At 57.2% G+C, this 18636-nt stretch carries 17 protein-coding genes; 12 read left to right on the top strand and 5 right to left on the bottom strand.

The window, feature by feature from the left end; genetic code table 11:
* Positions 1-28: 28 nt before the first annotated feature.
* Positions 29-1027, top strand: coding sequence for an alpha/beta hydrolase family protein (locus tag HBN68_RS00145; protein ID WP_094992845.1), 999 nt, complete (start codon positions 29-31; stop codon positions 1025-1027).
* Between the two features lie 3 nt (positions 1028-1030).
* Here HBN68_RS00145 and HBN68_RS00150 read toward each other — a convergent pair whose 3' ends face one another.
* From HBN68_RS00150 to HBN68_RS00160, 3 genes are read right to left on the bottom strand one after another with little or no spacing between them, the layout of a single operon-like run.
* The gene (locus HBN68_RS00150) at positions 1031-1795 is read right to left on the bottom strand and encodes a TerB family tellurite resistance protein (protein WP_169961998.1); all 765 of its coding nucleotides are present in this window, start codon (positions 1793-1795) and stop codon (positions 1031-1033) included.
* Position 1796: 1 nt separating this feature from the next.
* Positions 1797-2468 carry an N-acetylmuramate alpha-1-phosphate uridylyltransferase MurU gene (gene murU / locus HBN68_RS00155; protein ID WP_094992843.1) on the bottom strand — a complete coding sequence of 224 codons (672 nt, stop codon included), beginning with the start codon at positions 2466-2468 and terminating at the stop codon, positions 1797-1799.
* Positions 2465-3490, bottom strand: a complete 1026-nt coding sequence (locus tag HBN68_RS00160; protein ID WP_169962000.1) for a phosphotransferase — start codon at positions 3488-3490, stop codon at positions 2465-2467. Before HBN68_RS00160 ends, murU begins: the two co-directional genes overlap by 4 nt.
* Before the next feature lie 130 nt (positions 3491-3620).
* Here HBN68_RS00160 and HBN68_RS00165 point away from each other — a divergent pair, with 130 nt between their 5' ends.
* The 11 genes from HBN68_RS00165 to HBN68_RS00215 all read left to right on the top strand — a co-directional run bounded on the left by HBN68_RS00165 (position 3621) and on the right by HBN68_RS00215 (position 17701).
* The gene (locus tag HBN68_RS00165; protein WP_169962002.1) at positions 3621-6374 is read left to right on the top strand and encodes an LPS-assembly protein LptD; all 2754 of its coding nucleotides are present in this window, start codon (positions 3621-3623) and stop codon (positions 6372-6374) included.
* A complete protein-coding gene (gene surA / locus HBN68_RS00170; RefSeq protein WP_169962004.1) occupies positions 6349-7689 on the top strand; it encodes a peptidylprolyl isomerase SurA in 1341 nt (446 codons plus the stop codon). Before HBN68_RS00165 ends, surA begins: the two co-directional genes overlap by 26 nt.
* Positions 7686-8675: a 4-hydroxythreonine-4-phosphate dehydrogenase PdxA gene (gene pdxA, locus HBN68_RS00175; protein WP_169962007.1), complete on the top strand. Its 990-nt coding sequence runs from the start codon at positions 7686-7688 to the stop codon at positions 8673-8675. The genes surA and pdxA overlap by 4 nt, the downstream gene beginning before the upstream one ends.
* Positions 8672-9490 (top strand): 16S rRNA (adenine(1518)-N(6)/adenine(1519)-N(6))-dimethyltransferase RsmA, encoded by an 819-nt coding sequence (gene rsmA, locus HBN68_RS00180; RefSeq protein ID WP_169962009.1) that lies wholly within the window; start codon positions 8672-8674, stop codon positions 9488-9490. Before pdxA ends, rsmA begins: the two co-directional genes overlap by 4 nt.
* Before the next feature lie 115 nt (positions 9491-9605).
* Positions 9606-9986 (top strand): Co2+/Mg2+ efflux protein ApaG, encoded by a 381-nt coding sequence (apaG, locus tag HBN68_RS00185; RefSeq protein WP_094992838.1) that lies wholly within the window; start codon positions 9606-9608, stop codon positions 9984-9986.
* The gene (locus tag HBN68_RS00190) at positions 9986-10870 is read left to right on the top strand and encodes a symmetrical bis(5'-nucleosyl)-tetraphosphatase (protein WP_094992837.1); all 885 of its coding nucleotides are present in this window, start codon (positions 9986-9988) and stop codon (positions 10868-10870) included. Before apaG ends, HBN68_RS00190 begins: the two co-directional genes overlap by 1 nt.
* A 20-nt stretch (positions 10871-10890) precedes the next feature.
* A complete protein-coding gene (gene glpE / locus HBN68_RS00195; protein WP_169962011.1) occupies positions 10891-11220 on the top strand; it encodes a thiosulfate sulfurtransferase GlpE in 330 nt (109 codons plus the stop codon).
* Positions 11221-11520: 300 nt separating this feature from the next.
* Entirely contained in the window at positions 11521-13443 is a 1923-nt protein-coding gene (locus HBN68_RS00200; protein ID WP_094992835.1) for a PrkA family serine protein kinase, read from the top strand.
* A 114-nt stretch (positions 13444-13557) separates the two neighbouring features.
* Complete coding sequence (locus HBN68_RS00205) at positions 13558-14832, top strand: YeaH/YhbH family protein (protein WP_070411368.1); 1275 nt, start codon at positions 13558-13560, stop codon at positions 14830-14832.
* On the top strand, positions 14829-16391 hold the full coding sequence (locus HBN68_RS00210) for a SpoVR family protein (RefSeq protein ID WP_169962013.1): 1563 nt from the start codon (positions 14829-14831) through the stop codon (positions 16389-16391). The genes HBN68_RS00205 and HBN68_RS00210 overlap by 4 nt, the downstream gene beginning before the upstream one ends.
* A 62-nt stretch (positions 16392-16453) precedes the next feature.
* Positions 16454-17701 carry a multifunctional CCA addition/repair protein gene (locus tag HBN68_RS00215; protein WP_169962016.1) on the top strand — a complete coding sequence of 416 codons (1248 nt, stop codon included), beginning with the start codon at positions 16454-16456 and terminating at the stop codon, positions 17699-17701.
* A 71-nt stretch (positions 17702-17772) separates the two neighbouring features.
* On the opposite strand, the gene folK is transcribed toward HBN68_RS00215, so the two are convergent.
* Positions 17773-18291 (bottom strand): 2-amino-4-hydroxy-6-hydroxymethyldihydropteridine diphosphokinase, encoded by a 519-nt coding sequence (gene folK, locus HBN68_RS00220; RefSeq protein ID WP_094992832.1) that lies wholly within the window; start codon positions 18289-18291, stop codon positions 17773-17775.
* A complete protein-coding gene (folB, locus tag HBN68_RS00225; RefSeq protein WP_094992831.1) occupies positions 18282-18635 on the bottom strand; it encodes a dihydroneopterin aldolase in 354 nt (117 codons plus the stop codon). The genes folK and folB overlap by 10 nt, the downstream gene beginning before the upstream one ends.
* Position 18636: the final 1 nt, after the last annotated feature.

The following is an 18636-nucleotide window of genomic DNA, read 5'->3' on the forward strand; positions in this document are numbered from 1 at the left end:
CGGGATTACTTCTGGCCTGGAAAAACTGATGTCTTCTTACCGCCTGGCACTGCCAGCCCTGTGCCTGTCGTTGTTATTGCCCCTGGCGTTTCCTGTTCAGGCGGACGACTCGGCGCCCGTTGCTGAACCCGCCCAACCCAAGCCCGTGGAGCGCGAGCCGCTGCCCGAACGGAGCCAGGAAGACGCGGCCGCGTTGGAGCGGCAACTCCCGCCACACGAGCAGCAACAGCTCCAAGCCGGTGAAGGCAACTTTCTCGCACTGTGGAAGCCCGCCAATAACAGCGACCCCAGCGGTGCGGTGATTATTGTCCCCGGCGCTGGCGAAACCGCAGATTGGCCAATCGTTGTCGGCCCGCTGCGCAACAAGCTGCCGGACGCCCATTGGGCAAGCCTGAGCCTGAGTTTGCCGGACATGCAAAGCGAAGCCAGTCAGGCACGCACCGCAGAACCAGAGAAATTGCCTACACCGCAAGCGCCAGACAGTAGCAGCAAAGACGCCAGCACCACAGCCAAACCTATCGAACAAGCCGCCAGTGTCGGCACTGAAAACCCGGCCCCGGACCTGAAGCCGGTGGCGTCGTTGGAAGAAATGAACAAGGCGGATGCCGAGCGGATTTTCGCCCGTATCGAGGCGGCAATTGCCTTCGCGCAACAACAAAACGCGCGCAGCATCGTACTGCTGGGGCACGGCACAGGCGCGTACTGGGCAGCACGCTACATCGCCGAGAAACAACCGGCGCAAGTGGGCAAGCTGATCATGGTCGCCGCGCAAACACCGGTGCAGGCACCGGCAGACTTGAGCCTGATGACGCCTGGCCTCAAGGTCGCGCTGCTGGACGTGTTCTATAAAGACAACGCGTTACTGCGCAAGGCCGCCCTGCAACGGTTGCAAGCCAGCAAGCGGGTCAATGGCGGGGATTTCACTCAGGTGGCACTGACTGCGATGCCGGGGAACCGCGATGCTGGCCAAGAACAGTTGTATCGCCGGATTCGCGGTTGGCTCAGCCCACAGCCTGTGGATAAGTAACGGTCAAAACCCGCGCCGCTGACGGATCAACGCGTAGGCGTGATGCAGCTCGCGGGTTTTCTCTGTCGCGTCCAGCACCTGCGCCGGGCTGGCGCCTGAACCGGCCACTTTGTCAGGGTGATGACGGCTGAGCAAACGTCGATACGCCCGTTTGATGTGCACCGGGTCGCTCTGATGAGTGACCCCGAGCAGCGTCAGCGACTCCTGATAAGTCCCGCCGCGCGTGGCCAGCGGCCTTTTCTGCGGCTCGTAATCAGCCCCCAGTGCCTGAATCTGTTGCGGGGTCCAGCCCAACCATTTACCCCATAGCCCGATCAACTCACGCTCTTGCGTGTCAACCCGCCCGTCCGCCACGATCATCCGCCAGCAAGCGCGCAACACGCCTTCTGCCGCATGGGGTTGCGCCTTGAGACGCCGCAGGTAACCGCGTAATGAGTCATTGCCGGACTTGCCCCGATTAAACGCAGCGATCGCGCGCTTCTGCGCGGGGGCGCTCATATCGAGCAAGCGCATCTCCTGTCGCGCCTGCTCGATATGCTTATCCACCACGCGCCCGCCGCTTTTGGCCAGACGGCCGAGCAACACGAACAACAGTTCGTCATTGCGCAGCGCAGCACGACCGCCAAGGCGTTCGCGCACATGCGCCCAGCTTTGCAGGTTCAGACGCCGATCCAGCGCCTGCCCCAACAAAGCACCCAACATGGCCCCCGGAATGCTGGCAATCAAAAACCCGCCTCCGGCTCCGATCAGAGTCCCTGGCCACAGCATCTTAGTGAGCGCCCTTAATCAGGCTTTCGACCTCAGCCAAACGCTCGTGCGTGCCTACATCTACCCAATGCCCTTGCAAACGCTCTCCTGTGACATGGCCTGCGGCCATGGCTGTACGTAATAACGGAGCCAACTTGAACGCGCCGGGCTCGCACCCGCGCAACAACGCCGGGCTCAACACGGCAATACCGCTATAGGTCAGTACCTGCGCATCGGGTTGCGCATCCTGAACTTGCGCATCAATCAGGCTGAAATCACCCGTGGGATGATGGGGCGGGTTGTCCACCAGCACCAGATGCGCCAGACCGGCGAGAGGCCGACGCAACGCACCAAAATCGTAGTCAGTCCAGATATCACCGTTCACCACCACGAACGGGTTATCGCCCAACAAAGGCAATGCTTTAAAAATACCGCCACCGGTCTCCAGCGGCTCGCCTTCTGCGGAGTATTGAATGCTCACCCCGAAACGCGAACCGTCGCCCAGATGATCCTCGATCTGCTGACCCAGCCAGGCGTGATTGATCACAATCTCGGTAAACCCTGCCGCCGCGAGCGCACGCAGGTGGTATTCGATCAAGGGCACACCGCCCGCACGAATCAACGGCTTGGGGGTATGCAGGGTCAAAGGCCGTAGGCGCTCACCTTTGCCCGCAGCCAGAATCATCGCCTTCATGCCTGCGCCTCAACCGGTTCAGGCAGGCTGGCAAAAAGCTCACCCAATGCAGACAGCTCCGGGCGGCGGGCCAATACCGCTTCTATATAAGAGAAGAAACGCGGCACATCGGCCAGGTAGCGGGGTTTGCCATCGCGATGGCAAATGCGGGCAAAAATGCCGATCACCTTCAAGTGCCGCTGCACGCCCATCAAGTCGCTGGCACGCAGGAAATCCTGAAACACAGGCTGCACCGGGATCGCCAGGTGGCGCGCATTTTCCCAATACTGGGCCAGCCATTGCAGCACCCGCTCTTCAGGCCAACTGAGGAAGGCATCTTTGAACAGGCACGTGATGTCGTAGGTCACCGGCCCGTACACCGCATCCTGGAAATCCAGCACGCCGGGGTTGGGAATGCTCAGCATCAGGTTGCGCGGCATAAAGTCGCGGTGCACCAGCACCTTGGGCTGAGCCAGCGCGCTGTCGATCAGCAGATCGCTGACCCGCTGCCACTGCGCCTGCTGTTGCTCATCCAACTCAATCCCCAAATGACGGCGAACGTACCATTCAGGGAACAATTCGAGCTCGCGGCGCAATAAAGCCACGTCATAGCTGGGCAACGGTGCGGTCATGGGCAACTGCTGAAAAGCCAGCAATGCTTCGATGGCATCGTCGAACAGCTCATCGGCGTTGCGGTCATTAATGACGTCGAGAAAGGTTTTATTGCCCAAGTCATTGAGCAAAAGAAACCCGCGCTCGAGGTCTTGAGCAAAAATTTCCGGCACATTTATCTCGCTGATACGCAGTAATTCAGCGATATCGACGAAAGGTTTGCAGTTTTCCTGGGGCGGCGGGGCGTCCATGACAATAAAACTGCGCCCCTCACCTTCCCAGCGAAAATACCGCCGAAAACTCGCATCACTGCTGGCCGCAGTCAGCGTGGCCGGGGGTACGGCGCCCCATCCGTTGTTTAAAAACAGGGCTGACAATTGCTCATCGAGCCAAACTTTAAGGTGTTGCAGGCGTACATCTTGGTCAGGCATTACGTGGGTCTCCGACGGCCCTAGCCGTCAAGCGGGTCATGCTTTATTATCCAGCATCTTTTCCAGACCATCGAGAGGCGTGCGGCCCCCACCGCGGGCTGATGGCACGCAGGAAGCCCGGACTAATAAGATGGCATTGAAATCCCCCGCGTTTCGTAAAAAATTTCCGTTGCTGGTAACCGGCAGTTTGCTGGCCATGCAACCTCTAGCCACGCCTTTCGCTGTTGCCGAGGAGCAGTATGACTGTTCTGTGTCGGCTACGGGCGGCTGGGACTGCGCACCGAAAGCGACCACGGCTCAATTGCCGCCGCGTCCGGTTCACAGCGGCAACTCGGTGGGCGCCAGTGGCGAAACCGTCGAGCAGGTCGCTCAGACCCCATTGGTGACAGAAGCCAAAGGCCGTGGTCTGAAAGCGCGCAGTGCTGACTACAGTCACCTCGACTGGGTTCCGCGAGACAAGCTGACCCCCGCACAACTGGCCGAAACCGGCCCGTATTGCGCGGGCGCTTACGTCGAGCCGATCCGTCCGGGCATGAACGACCCGACCAGCAAAAGCGACGCGCCTACCTTTATTGGCGCCAAGGCCTCGCGCTATCAGCAAGAAGAGCAGATCGCGACGCTGGCCGGTGACGTTGTCATGCGTCAGGGCAGCATGCAGATTGAAGCCGACGAAGCCAGCCTGTATCAGGCTGAAAACCGCGGCGAGCTTAACGGCAAAGTCCGCCTGCGCGACAACGGTGCACTGATCGTGGGCGACCACGCCGACGTTCAACTCGACACCGGTGCGGCCAAGGTCGACAACGCGGAATACATCCTGCACAAGTCGCGCATCCGCGGCAGTGCGCTGTACGCCAAGCGTGGCGAAAACGCGATCATCCGCCTCAAGGATGGTACGTACACCACGTGCGAACCGAACAGCAACGCCTGGCAACTCAAGGGCAACAACATCACGTTGAACCCGGCCACCGGTTTCGGTACGGCGACCAACGTGACGTTGCGGGTCAAAGACATTCCGGTCTTCTACACCCCGTACATTTATTTCCCGATCGACGATCGCCGTCAGTCCGGTTTCCTGCCGCCGTCCTTCAGCAGCAGCACCGACACCGGCTTTATGCTCGTGACCCCGTACTACTTCAACCTGGCGCCCAACTACGACGCCACGTTGTACCCGCGCTACATGACCAAACGCGGCTTGTTGATGGAAGGCGAATTCCGCTACCTGACCGAGTCCAGCGAAGGCCAGTTCGGTGCTGCTTATCTGAACGACAAGGATGACAAGCGCAAAGAGCAGACCGACTACAAAGACACCCGCTACATGCTCAACTGGCAGCACAAGGGTGGCCTGGATTCGCGCGTACTGACTGAGGTCGACTACACCAAGATCAGCGATCCTTATTACTTCCAGGATCTGCAAAGTGAGCAGATCGGAGTTGAGAGTCAGGACTTCGTGAACCAGCAGGGTTCTGTGACTTATAGGGGCGACACGTTCAACGCCAAGCTGAACGCCCAAGCCTATCAACTGGCCACAGTGACGCAAATCACGCCTTACGACAAGTTGCCGCAAATCACCTTTAATGGTGCGCTGCCGTATCACCCGGGTGGTGTGAACTTTAGCTACAACACCGAACTGGTACGGTTTGATCGTAACCTTGAAAACGGTGACTTCATCAACGAAGACGGCACAAAATCGCCAAGGCTTGACCGTTACGTAACCGGATTGGCGCGTGCTAACGGTACACGTTTGAACCTTGCGCCGAGCATGAGCCTGCCAATGACAGCAAGCTACGGCTATATCACGCCAACGCTCAAATACATGTACACCCAGTACGATCTGGATCTGGATGGTATCGGCAAAACTCAAATGACGGCTGCGGGGCAGAAATTCAACAGTTCCCAAAACCGCAGCGTTCCAATTGCCAGTATCGACAGTGGCCTGTACTTCGATCGCAACACTCAGTGGTTCGGCACCAACTACCGCCAGACCCTGGAGCCGCGTGCGTTCTACCTATACGTACCAGAACGCGATCAGACTGACATCCCGGTTTTCGACACTGGCGAAAGCACCTTTAGCTACGGCTCGCTGTGGCGTGACAACCGCTTCTCCGGCAGCGACCGTGTCGGTGACGAAAACAAACTGTCGCTGGGCCTGACCAGTCGCTGGATTGAAGAAAACGGCTTTGAGCGTCAACGCATCAGCGTGGGCCAGGCGTATTACTTCAAAGATCGTAAAGTGCAAATGCCGGACATCCCCGAGAACCGCGACGACTCAACGTCTAGCGTTTCGCCGTATGCACTTGAGTACGCCTACCGTTTCAACCGCGACTGGCGCGCTACCGCTGACTACAACTGGGACCCGGAAACCCGTAGCCCACGCTCTGGCAGCGCGATGATGCACTACCAGCCGGAAGACAACCCGAACAAGGTGGTCAACATCGGTTACCGCTATCGCAACGACCAGGTGCGCTACAACCAGTACACCGGTAAGTGGGAAATCGGCGGTGGTGACTTCGGTGTGAAAGGGCAGCCTGGCTATATCAAGGATTACTACAAAATCCAGCAGCACGACTTCTCGGTTATCTGGCCGATCGTGCCACAGTGGAACGTTATCAGCCGCTGGCAGTACGACTACAACCGTAACCGCACGCTGGAAGCCTTTGGCGGCTTCGAGTACGACAACTGCTGTTGGAAACTTCGTCTGATCAACCGTTACTGGGTCGACAACGATGAGTACACCCAAGAAGCCCCGACCAACGAAAAGGGCGACCATGGTCTCTTCCTTCAAATTGTGCTGAAAGGTCTCGGTGGCGTTGTTGGCACCAAAGTAGAGAGCTTCCTCGACAAAGGCATCCAAGGTTATCGTGAACGTGAAGATCAAGCTTTCTGAGTGTTTGCGCCCGCTAGTGCTGGGCGCGTTGTTCCTGGGTACTGCGGCTCACGCCGCGGTTCAACCCCTGGATAGTGTTGTGGCCATCGTCGACAACGACGTGATCATGCAGAGCCAACTGGACCAGCGTGTTCATGAAGTTCAGCAGACCATCGCCAAGCGCAATCAGGGCGTTCCGCCCAAGAGCGTGCTGGATCAGCAAGTGCTGGAGCGCCTGATCGTTGAGAACCTGCAATTGCAGCTCGGCGAACGCATGGGTATTCGTATTACCGATGAAGAGCTGAACGATGCTGTCGCCACCATTGCCCAGCGCAATGGCATGACCGTCGACCAGTTCCGCAAGGCCCTGGCGCACGACGGTCTGTCTTATGAAGACGCCCGTGAGCAGATCCGTCGTGAAATGACGATCAGCCGTGTGCGCCAGCGTCGTGTCGCCGAGCGTATCCAGGTCACGGATCAAGAAGTGCAGAACTTCTTGAAATCCGACCTGGGCAAGATGCAGATGTCCGAAGAGTTCCAGTTGGCCAACATTCTGATTCCAACGCCTGACAGCGCGAATTCGGAAGCCATCCAGAACGCCTATAAGCAAGCGGTTGATGTATATAACCAACTGAAGAAAGGCGCTGACTTCGGCCAGATGGCCATTGCACGCTCCGGCAGCGATACCGCACTGGAAGGCGGCGACATGGGCTGGCGTAAAGCCGCTCAACTGCCACCTCCGTTCGATCGCCTGCTCAGCGAAATGCCGGTTGGCGGGATCACTGAGCCTATCCGGACACCGGGCGGCTTCATCATCCTCAAGCTCAATGACAAGCGCGGTGGCCAGTCTGTGGTTGTGGACGAAGTGCATGTTCGCCACATCCTGATCAAGCCAAGCGAAATCCGCACTGAAGCGCAGACCGAAGCCCTGATCAACAAAATCCACGACCGCATCGAAGCGGGCGAAGATTTTGCCACCCTGGCAAAAACCTACTCCGAAGACCCCGGTTCGGCACTCAACGGTGGCGATTTGAACTGGGTAAACCCCAACTCACTGGTTCCCGAGTTCCGTGCTGCCATGTCCGAGACGGCTCAAGGTGTATTGTCCGAGCCGTTCAAGACTCAATACGGCTGGCATGTGCTTGAAGTACTTGGTCGCCGCGCCACTGACAGCACCTCTCAAGCTCGCGAGCAACAGGCCATGAACGCCTTGCGTAACCGCAAGTACGATGAAGAGCTGCAAAGCTGGTTGCGTCAGATCCGCGACGAAGCCTACGTAGAGATCAAACTGCCCGGCGCGACCTCGGACGAGAGCGCAAGCCAGGCGGCACAGTGAACACCCAGCGGTTTGCACTGACACCCGGCGAACCGGCAGGCATAGGTCCAGACCTGTGCCTGCTGCTCGCTTCGCAACACCAGCCCCACCCCCTGATTGCCATTACCAGCTGCGACCTGCTCTCTGAGCGGGCCGCCCGGCTGGGTGTGGCCGTCAACCTGCTGCCAGTCATGCCGGGGCAGTGGCCCGAGCAACCGGCACCCGCAGGCAGCTTGTATGTATGGGATACCCCGCTCAGCGCACCGGTTACACCCGGTGTACTGGACAAAGCCAATGCCGCCTTTGTGCTGCACACTTTGACCCGTGCGGCTCAAGGCTGCCTGGACGGCGACTTCGCAGGCATGATTACGGCCCCTGTCCATAAGGGCGTCATCAATGAAGCCGGCATCCCGTTTTCCGGCCATACCGAATTTCTCGCCGACCTGACGCGCACCGAGCAAGTGGTAATGATGCTCGCCACCCGCGGCCTTCGCGTGGCGCTTGTCACCACGCACCTGCCGCTGCGTCAGGTTGCAGATGCAATAACCCCCGAACGTCTGATGCGGGTGACGCGTATTCTGCACGCCGACCTGCAACAAAAATTCGGCATTGCCCAACCGCGAATCCTGGTGTGCGGGCTCAACCCTCATGCGGGTGAAGGCGGGCATTTGGGCCATGAAGAAATCGATATTATCGAACCCACCCTGGAGCTTCTGCGCAGCGAGGGCATGGACCTCCGTGGCCCGCTGCCTGCCGACACTCTGTTTACCCCCAAATATCTGGAGCACTGTGACGCAGTGCTGGCGATGTACCACGACCAAGGCCTGCCCGTGCTGAAGTACAAAGGGTTTGGCGCCGCCGTCAACATCACCCTGGGCTTGCCGATCATCCGCACCTCTGTTGACCATGGCACTGCCCTGGATCTGGCGGGCAGCGGCAAGATCGACACCGGCAGCCTGCAAGTCGCCCTGGAAACCGCCTACCAGATGGCCGAGACCCGTTTATGAACGAGCAATACCAACACAAGGCGCGTAAGCGTTTTGGTCAAAACTTCCTGCACGATGCCGGTGTTATTGACCGCATCCTGCGCGCCATCAATGCCAAGGCGGGCGATCGCCTGCTGGAAATCGGCCCGGGCCAGGGCGCATTGACAGAAGGCATCCTCAACAGTGGCGGCCAGCTTGATGTGGTCGAACTGGACAAAGACCTGATCCCGATCCTGAATCAACAGTTCGCAGGCATGAGCAACTTCAACCTGCATCAGGGCGACGCCCTCAAGTTCGACTTCAATACACTGGGCGCGGCGCCCCGCACCCTGCGTGTGGTCGGTAACTTGCCGTACAACATCTCCACACCGCTGATTTTCCACCTGCTGAAAAACGCCGAACTGATCCGCGACATGCACTTCATGCTGCAAAAAGAAGTGGTAGAGCGCATGGCTGCTGGCCCGGGCGGCGGCGACTGGGGTCGGTTATCGATCATGGTTCAGTACCATTGCCGTGTGGAACACCTGTTCAACGTAGGTCCGGGCGCATTCAACCCGCCCCCTAAAGTCGACTCCGCCATTGTGCGCCTGGTGCCACACGAAATCCTGCCGCATCCGGCCAAGGATCATCGTCTGCTGGAGCGCGTCGTGCGCGAAGCCTTCAACCAGCGTCGCAAAACTTTGCGCAATACCCTCAAGGCCTTGCTGAGCAATGCCGAAATCGAAGCCGCCGGGGTCGATGGCAGCAAGCGTCCCGAGCAACTCGACCTGGCAGCATTCGTGCGTCTGGCTGACAAACTGAGCGAGCAAACCGTCGCAGCGCCCGCTGCCGACTGACCGTCCTTACAAATCGGGTACTGGCCGCATCTGGCCTAGTACCCGTGACTTGGCCTAGACTCAGGCATCAGTTTTATCCCGAGCTGTGTCTCTGCTTTCAAGTAAGGCCTTCCGCATGTCCGAACCCCGCTATCAGGTTGACGTCAGCGTCGTCACCCGTTACTTGCCAGAACAATCTCAACCCGAGCAAGACCGCTTCGCCTTCGCCTACACCATAACGGTGAAGAACAACGGCTCAATCCCTGCAAAATTGCTGTCACGGCACTGGATCATCACCGACGGTGACGGGCACACCGAAGAAGTGCGCGGTGCAGGTGTCGTCGGGCAACAACCGGTGATCGAACCGGGTCAGGTGCACACTTACAGCAGCGGCTCCGTGATCACCACAAAAGTCGGCACCATGCAGGGCAGCTACCTGATGCAGGCGCAAGACGATCATCAGTTCAAGGCCATCATTGCGCCCTTCCGCCTTGCTGTCCCCGGAGCGCTGCACTGATGGCGGTGTATGCAGTCGGTGACCTTCAAGGTTGCCTGCAACCGCTCAAGTGTCTGTTAGAGCGGGTTGCGTTCGATCCTGCAAAAGACACCCTGTGGCTGGTGGGCGACCTCGTTAACCGGGGACCCGAGTCGTTGGAGACGCTGCGCTTTCTGTATGGCATGCGTGAATCACTGGTTTGCGTGCTGGGCAACCACGACCTGCACTTGCTTGCGGTCGGCAACAATATTGAGCGCCTGAAAAAGGGTGACACGCTTCGCGAAATCCTCGAGGCACCGGACTGTGACCAATTGCTGGACTGGCTGCGCCAGCAACCTCTGTTGCATTACGACCTCGAACGAAATACCGCACTGGTTCATGCCGGTATTCCCCCGCAATGGAGCCTGAAAAAAGCCCTCAAATATGCGAGCGAAGTGGAACACGCATTGCGCGATGACAGCCTTTTGGGCCCTTTTCTCGATGGCATGTATGGCAATGAGCCTGCCAAATGGGACAGTGACCTGACGGGCATTGAACGCCTGCGGGTTATTACCAACTACTTCACCCGCATGCGGTTTTGCACCCGCGACGGCAAACTCGACCTTAAAAGCAAAGAAGGCGTGGGCAGCGCTCCGCCCGGTTATGCACCGTGGTTCAGCTATAAAGAACGCAAAACCCAGGACCTCAAAATCATCTTCGGTCACTGGGCTGCACTCGAAGGCAACTGCAAGGAGCCCGGCATCTACGCACTCGACACTGGCTGCGTATGGGGCGGCGCCATGACCCTGCTCAACGTCGACAACGGGCAGCGCTTGAGCTGCGACTGCGATGACCTGCACCTTAAAGCCCCTGCCAGCCCACAACCGTCTCCCCAACCTTTGGGCGTCACAACCCCACGCCCGTAGTCAGGCCAGAGGAATTTCCCATGACCGATTTCAAACGTATCACTCCCGAACAGGCCCACACACTGCGTCAAAAAGGCGCCGTAGTAGTCGACATTCGCGACCCGCAGACTTATGCCGCCGGGCATATCACTGGCGCAACGCGCTTGGATAACCACTCGCTTCACGATTTCATTGCCAAGGCAGATCTGGATGCACCGTTGATCGTCGCTTGCTACCACGGTAATTCCAGTCAGAGCGCGGCGGCGTATCTGGTAGGCCAGGGATTCAGTGAGGTGTACAGCCTCGACGGTGGTTTCGAACTGTGGCGTGCGACTTATCCGGGCGAAACCGACCAAAGCGCTGAGGAATAATTTTTTAATACACGCCAAGCCCACGTATTCAGTGGGCTGGCGCCCTGCCTGACCAACGGTCAAACACAACAATTCGCGCATCTCGCCTTGACCTCTCCCAGAACCAACTATCCTTTAGCTCAGGCCATCCGAATCTGGGGAGAGCCGGTACACCGGCGTGAGGATCATCAGTAGTAACTTCAAAGGGTTAGCCCCTTTGATGGTGTCCTGGGGGGTACACAGCAACTGCAACGTTGCCGCATGCCAGCACTCGAACTGACCGATCAATCGCCGGCTCCACGTATCGAGCGAGGTGACGTCATGAGTATTTTTAGCCACTTCCAACAGCGCTTTGAATCCACGCGCCAGGAAGAACTTACGCTCCAGGAATACCTTGAGCTGTGCAAAAACGATAAAAGCGCATACGCCTCGGCTGCCGAACGGCTGCTGTTGGCCATTGGTGAACCGCAACTGCTGGACACCTCGACTGACTCTCGCCTCTCGCGAATCTTTTCCAACAAAGTGATTCGCCGCTACCCGGCTTTTGCCGACTTCCACGGAATGGAAGAGTGCATTGAGCAAATCGTTTCCTACTTCCGCCATGCAGCCCAAGGGTTGGAAGAAAAGAAACAAATCCTCTACTTGCTGGGCCCGGTGGGCGGCGGCAAGTCGTCCCTGGCTGAAAAGCTCAAGCAATTGATCGAGAAAGTCCCTTTTTACGCCATCAAGGGTTCGCCAGTTTTCGAGTCGCCGCTTGGCCTGTTCAACGCCACGGAAGATGGCGCGATTCTTGAAGAAGACTTCGGGATCTCCAAGCGTTACCTGAGCACCATCATGTCGCCCTGGGCCACCAAGCGCCTGGCTGAATTTGGCGGCGATATCAGCCAGTTCCGGGTGGTCAAACTCTACCCGTCAATCCTTAACCAGATTGCAGTGGCCAAAACCGAACCCGGCGATGAAAACAACCAGGACATTTCGGCACTGGTGGGCAAGGTCGATATCCGCAAGCTAGAAGAATTCCCGCAAAACGATGCCGACGCCTACAGCTATTCGGGCGCGCTGTGCCGGGCCAACCAGGGTCTGATGGAATTCGTCGAAATGTTCAAGGCACCGATCAAGGTGCTGCACCCATTGCTCACGGCTACTCAGGAAGGCAACTACAACAGTACCGAAGGACTGGGGGCGATTCCTTTTACCGGGGTTCTGCTGGCGCACTCCAACGAATCGGAGTGGCATACCTTCCGTAACAACAAAAACAACGAAGCGTTTATCGATCGGATTTACATCGTAAAAGTGCCGTACTGCCTGCGGGTCAGTGACGAAGTCAAAATCTACGACAAACTGCTTTATAACAGCTCGCTGGCCAAAGCCCATTGCGCACCTGACACCCTGAAGATGCTCGCGCAGTTCACGGTGCTGTCACGCCTCAAAGAACCTGAAAACTCCAACATCTACTCCAAAATGCGTGTCTATGACGGCGAAAACCTCAAAGACACCGATCCGAAAGCCAAATCCATTCAGGAGTACCGTGACAGCGCTGGCGTCGACGAAGGCATGAACGGTTTGTCGACCCGATTTGCCTTCAAAATCCTGTCCAAAGTCTTCAACTTCGACCCGCACGAAATCGCTGCCAACCCGGTGCACTTGCTCTACGTGCTTGAACAACAGATCGAACAGGAACAGTTCCAGCCAGAAACCCGCGAGCGTTATCTGCGCTTCCTGAAAGAGTACCTGGCGCCCCGGTACATCGAGTTCATCGGCAAGGAAATTCAGACCGCTTACCTGGAGTCCTACAGCGAATACGGGCAAAACATTTTCGACCGCTACGTTCTGTACGCCGATTTCTGGATTCAGGATCAGGAATACCGTGACCCCGAAACCGGCGAAATCCTCAACCGCATCGCCCTTAACGAAGAACTGGAGAAAATCGAAAAACCGGCTGGCATCAGCAACCCGAAAGATTTCCGCAACGAAATCGTCAACTTCGTCCTGCGTGCCCGCGCCAACAACAATGGCAAAAACCCGACATGGCTCAGCTACGAAAAACTGCGGGTGGTCATCGAGAAGAAAATGTTCTCCAACACTGAGGACCTGCTGCCGGTCATCAGCTTCAACGCCAAGGCGAGCAAAGAGGATCAACAAAAACACAACGACTTCGTGACCCGAATGGTTGAACGCGGTTACACCGACAAACAAGTACGACTGCTCTCCGAGTGGTACCTGCGGGTCAGAAAATCGCAGTGAGGCAGCGGCAAGCGCCCGGCTACACGCTGCTAGCGCCCGACGAAACTCCCGAACCCGGGAGCTCGCGGTGGCTTGCAGCGTGCAGCTCACCTCTTGAAGCGGCCCGGAGGGCTTATGAGCTATGTGATCGATCGACGCCTTAATGGCAAGAACAAGAGCACGGTAAACCGCCAACGTTTTCTGCGGCGCTATCGCGACCACATTAAAAAGGCCGTCGAAGAAGCCGTGGGCCGGCGTTCCATTACCGACATGGAACATGGCGAACAGATCAGCATTCCCGGTCGCGATATTGACGAGCCGGTGCTGCACCACGGGCGCGGCGGCAAACAAACGGTCGTGCATCCGGGTAATAAGGAGTTCACCAGCGGCGAACACATTCAACGCCCGCAAGGCGGGTCCGGGGGCGGAGGCGGCCCGGGCAAGGCAGGCAATTCCGGCGAAGGCATGGATGAGTTTGTGTTTCAAATCACCCAGGAAGAATTCCTCGAATTCATGTTCGAAGACCTCGAACTGCCAAACCTAGTCAAACGCCACCTGACGGGCACCGACACGTTTAAAACCGTGCGTGCTGGCATCAGCAACGAGGGTAACCCCTCACGAATCAACATCATCCGTACCTTGCGTTCCGCCCATGCCCGGCGCATTGCCCTGACCGGCAGCAGCCGCGCACGGCTCAAAGAAGCAAAAATCGAACTTGAGCGTTTAAAACGCGAAGAACCTGACAATTTCGGCGATATCAAAGACATCGAAGCTGAAATCGAAAAGCTCAGCGCCCGCATTCATCGTGTCCCGTTTCTCGATACTTTCGACCTCAAGTACAACTTGCTGGTTAAACACCCCAACCCGAGCTCGAAGGCGGTGATGTTCTGCCTGATGGACGTTTCAGGCTCCATGACGCAAGCCACCAAGGACATCGCCAAGCGATTCTTTATCTTGCTGTACCTGTTCCTGAAACGAAATTACGACAAAATCGAAGTAGTGTTCATTCGCCACCACACCAGTGCCCGGGAGGTAGATGAAGAGGAGTTTTTCTATTCGCGCGAGACCGGCGGCACCATTGTCTCCAGCGCACTCAAGTTGATGCAGGAGATCATGGCCGAGCGATATCCCACTAACGAATGGAACATTTATGCCGCCCAGGCTTCCGACGGCGACAACTGGAACGACGACTCACCCATTTGCCGTGACATTTTGATCAACCAGATCATGCCATTCGTGCAGTACTACACTTATGTGGAAATTACCCCGCGCGAACATCAGGCGCTCTGGTACGAATATGAGCGTATCAACGAGGCTTTTCCCGACACCTTCGCTCAACAGCAACTGGTCTCGGCCGGCGATATTTACCCGGTCTTCCGTGAACTCTTCCAGCGCAGGTTAGTGACATGACCGCCAAAGAGAATAAACGCCACCCCATCTCCACTGGCTCCGAGTGGACCTTTGAACTGATCCAGGCCTACGACCGGGAAATCGGTCGCCTGGCCGAACGGTATGCACTGGACACCTACCCCAACCAGATTGAAGTCATCACCGCCGAGCAGATGATGGACGCCTACGCCTCTGTCGGGATGCCATTGGGCTATCACCATTGGTCCTACGGCAAACATTTCTTGAGTACCGAAAAGTCCTACAGCCGCGGGCAAATGGGGCTGGCGTATGAAATCGTCATCAACTCAGACCCGTGCATCGCTTACCTGATGGAAGAGAACACCATCTGCATGCAAGCCCTGGTGGTGGCCCATGCCTGCTATGGCCACAACAGCTTCTTCAAGGGTAATTACCTGTTCCGAACCTGGACTGACGCCAGTTCGATCATTGATTACCTGGTGTTCGCCAAGCAATACATCATGCAGTGCGAAGAGCGCCACGGTATCGACGCGGTGGAAGACTTGCTGGACTCTTGCCATGCACTGATGAATTACGGCGTAGACCGCTACAAACGGCCTTATCCGATTTCGGCCGAAGAAGAGCGTCGTCGTCAGAAGGAGCGCGAAGAGCACCTGCAAAAACAGATCAATGATTTGTGGCGCACCATCCCCAAGAACGCTGACAAATTCAACGAAAAGGACAACGCACGTTTTCCGGACGAACCTCAGGAAAACATCCTGTATTTCATCGAGAAACACGCGCCGCTGCTGGAACCCTGGCAACGCGAAGTGGTGCGTATCGTACGCAAAATCGCCCAGTACTTTTACCCACAGCGCCAAACCCAGGTCATGAACGAAGGCTGGGCAACTTTTTGGCATTACACCCTGATGAACGATCTTTACGATGAGGGGCTGGTGACGGACGGCTTCATGATGGAGTTCCTGACCTCGCACACCAGCGTGGTGTTTCAACCGGGTTTTGACAGCCCCTACTACAGCGGGATCAACCCGTATGCCTTGGGTTTCGCGATGTACCGCGATATCCGGCGCATGTGCGAAGAACCCACCGAGGAAGATCGTCGCTGGTTCCCCGAGTTGGCGGGCAGCGACTGGTTATCGAGCATCAAGTTCGCCATGAGCAGCTTCAAAGACGAAAGCTTCATCCTGCAATACCTGTCCCCCAAGGTTATTCGCGACCTCAAGCTGTTCAGCATCATGGATGACGATCAGAAAGACGATTTACTCGTACCCGCTATCCACGATGAAAACGGCTACAGGATCATTCGCGAAACCCTGGCAGCGCAGTACAACCTGGGGAATCGCGAGCCTAACGTGCAAATCTGGAGTATCGACCGTCGCGGCGATCGCTCGCTTACCCTGCGCCATCAACAGCATGACCGCAAACCGCTGGGCGACTCCACTGACGAGGTACTTAAACACCTGCACCGCCTGTGGGGCTTTGATATTCACCTCGAAACCCTGCAAGGGGATCAAGTGATGAAGGTCCATCATGTCCCGCCAAAAAGTGAACATGGCGATGCTGAATACGGACGTTTGGATTTGAGCGCCATTCACTTGTGATAGACGTGAACCTCCGTTTGCGCGACGCAGCGGTTATCCTGTCGCGCTAACGGAGGTTTTTTATGCAGATTTATAAAGTCGGCGGTGCAGTCCGCGATCGCTTGCTTGGCAAACCCGTCACAGACATCGACTGGGTCGTAGTAGGCGCGAGTGCCGAACAAATGCTGGCCAAGGGCTTTCGTCCCGTAGGCTCCGACTTCCCGGTCTTTCTCCATCCTAAAACCGGAGAGGAATACGCCCTCGCCCGCACCGAGCGCAAAAGCGGACACGGTTATGGGGGCTTTGTATTTCATGCCAGCCCTGACGTAACCCTCGAAGAGGATTTGATCCGCCGCGATCTGACCATCAATGCGATGGCCGAAGATGATGCGGGCAATATTACTGACCCCTACCACGGCCAACGAGATCTGGAAGCACGCATATTGCGCCATGTTTCTCCAGCATTCGCCGAAGATCCCCTGCGGGTGCTGCGCGTTGCGCGCTTCGCTGCACGTTATGCCGGGCTCGGGTTCAGGGTGGCAGACGAAACACTGGAACTGATGCGTCAACTGTCAGCCTCAGGCGAACTCCAAGCGCTAACACCGGAACGTTGCTGGAAGGAAATATCCCGCGCCCTGATGGAAGACCATCCCCACGTTTTTATTGAAGTACTCAGACGTTGCGGCGCACTTGAAGTGCTATTGCCCGAAGTCCAGGCATTATTCGGCGTACCGCAACCGCCAGCTCACCACCCTGAAATCGACAGTGGCATTCACACCCTGAGCGTGCTTGAACAAGCTGCGCGGCATCACCAGCCTTTGACCGTACGCTGGGCGTGCTTGCTGCATGACGTGGGAAAAGGCCTTACGCCGGAATCGAAATGGCCACGCCATATCGCCCATGAGCACACCGGATTGCGCCTGATCAAAGCCGTAAACGAGCGGTTCAAAGCACCTCGCGATTGTCAGGAACTTGCATTGCTGGTCGGCGAATACCACACCCACGGGCATCGGGCCTTTGAGCTGAAGGCCTCGACCTTACTGGAATTGCTGCAACGATTTGACGTTTACCGTCGTCCTCAACGCTTCGAGGAATTTATCGTCGCTTGTGAGATGGACGCCAAGGGTCGCTTGGGGCTTGAAGAACGGCCATACCCTCAGGCTGACTATTTGCGTGGCGCCGCGAAAGCAGCCCAGGCAGTCGACATCCAGCCGCTGCTGGCACAGGGGTTCAAGGGCCCGGCGCTGGGCGAAGCCCTTAAGCGCGAACGGCTCAGCGCTTTACAAGCCTACAAAGACGCGACCCAAAAGCCAGCATCGCCCACAGCCTAACCGCTTGCGAACTGCAGCTGCTGCGCTGCCACCACTCGGTTGTGAGCGGCGGCAGCGCATTTACAGCAGCCTCAAAGCATCTCTTTCGGTGTCAATTGCTCGCCACGCCATTCAAACGCCGCGGGGGCAAGCACTTGATCAATCTGAGCCTCTGCCCAGATCTGACCAAGTGTCATGCCCACACTCGGATGTAGCTTGTCAGGGGCGATCAGCGAAAGCGGCCACAGCACAAAGGCATTTCTGAGTATCTCGGCGCGCGGCAAGACCAAACCGTCAAAATCGCCCACCCAGTCACCGTAAAACAACACGTCAATATCGAGCGGCAAACCTTTGCGATCCTGCGCGTATCGTCCGTTATCGGCTTCGATCAGCTTCAAACGTCGGGTCAAATCCGCCAATGGTAAATCTGTGTTGGCCACCACCACCAGATTGAAGAAAGGCCCGCTTTTTATTCCCACAGGCTGACTTTCAAACACTGCCGAACACTGCATGTTTTGCAGGAAGCCAGCCAGCGCATCGAGCCCCGCATGCAAATGCTTTTCGCGCTCGACATTACTGCCCAGCCCGAGAAAAACCTGAGTTAGCGACATCCGCGCTCAATCTCCACGCCCACCCCTGTGGCGGCCGCGACAGCGCCCGGCTTGGTCAACTTGAGGTGAAGCCAGGGAATATTAAATTCACTCATCAGCACTTCAGCCAGACGCTCGGCAAAAGTTTCTACCAATTGGTATTGGGTCTGCTCGGCAAAAGCCTGGATTCTGGCCGAGACACTGGCGTAATCCAGCGCCAGAGTCAGATCATCCCCTGCTGCGGCCGGGCGGTTATCCCACGCAAAACTCAGATCAAGGCGCAAACACTGACGGATGCCACGCTCCCAGTCATAGGCACCGATTACGGTGTCAACTTCCAGGCCTTCGATAAACACTCTGTCCAAG

It is taken from the genome of Pseudomonas sp. WS 5078, assembly GCF_012985745.1.
Taxonomy (GTDB): Bacteria; Pseudomonadota; Gammaproteobacteria; order Pseudomonadales; family Pseudomonadaceae; genus Aquipseudomonas; species Aquipseudomonas lundensis_A.

Bases quoted from the DNA above. Each gene is read 5' to 3' on its own strand.
- HBN68_RS00145 (WP_094992845.1), top strand. From the start codon at position 29: ATGTCTTCTTACCGCCTGGCACTGCCAGCCCTGTGCCTGTCGTTGTTA.
- HBN68_RS00150 (WP_169961998.1), bottom strand. From the start codon at position 1,795: ATGCTGTGGCCAGGGACTCTGATCGGAGCCGGAGGCGGGTTTTTGATT.
- murU (WP_094992843.1), bottom strand. From the start codon at position 2,468: ATGAAGGCGATGATTCTGGCTGCGGGCAAAGGTGAGCGCCTACGGCCT.
- HBN68_RS00160 (WP_169962000.1), bottom strand. From the start codon at position 3,490: ATGCCTGACCAAGATGTACGCCTGCAACACCTTAAAGTTTGGCTCGAT.
- HBN68_RS00165 (WP_169962002.1), top strand. From the start codon at position 3,621: ATGGCATTGAAATCCCCCGCGTTTCGTAAAAAATTTCCGTTGCTGGTA.
- rsmA (WP_169962009.1), top strand. From the start codon at position 8,672: ATGAACGAGCAATACCAACACAAGGCGCGTAAGCGTTTTGGTCAAAAC.
- apaG (WP_094992838.1), top strand. From the start codon at position 9,606: ATGTCCGAACCCCGCTATCAGGTTGACGTCAGCGTCGTCACCCGTTAC.
- HBN68_RS00190 (WP_094992837.1), top strand. From the start codon at position 9,986: ATGGCGGTGTATGCAGTCGGTGACCTTCAAGGTTGCCTGCAACCGCTC.
- glpE (WP_169962011.1), top strand. From the start codon at position 10,891: ATGACCGATTTCAAACGTATCACTCCCGAACAGGCCCACACACTGCGT.
- HBN68_RS00200 (WP_094992835.1), top strand. From the start codon at position 11,521: ATGAGTATTTTTAGCCACTTCCAACAGCGCTTTGAATCCACGCGCCAG.
- HBN68_RS00205 (WP_070411368.1), top strand. From the start codon at position 13,558: ATGAGCTATGTGATCGATCGACGCCTTAATGGCAAGAACAAGAGCACG.
- HBN68_RS00210 (WP_169962013.1), top strand. From the start codon at position 14,829: ATGACCGCCAAAGAGAATAAACGCCACCCCATCTCCACTGGCTCCGAG.
- HBN68_RS00215 (WP_169962016.1), top strand. From the start codon at position 16,454: ATGCAGATTTATAAAGTCGGCGGTGCAGTCCGCGATCGCTTGCTTGGC.
- folK (WP_094992832.1), bottom strand. From the start codon at position 18,291: ATGTCGCTAACTCAGGTTTTTCTCGGGCTGGGCAGTAATGTCGAGCGC.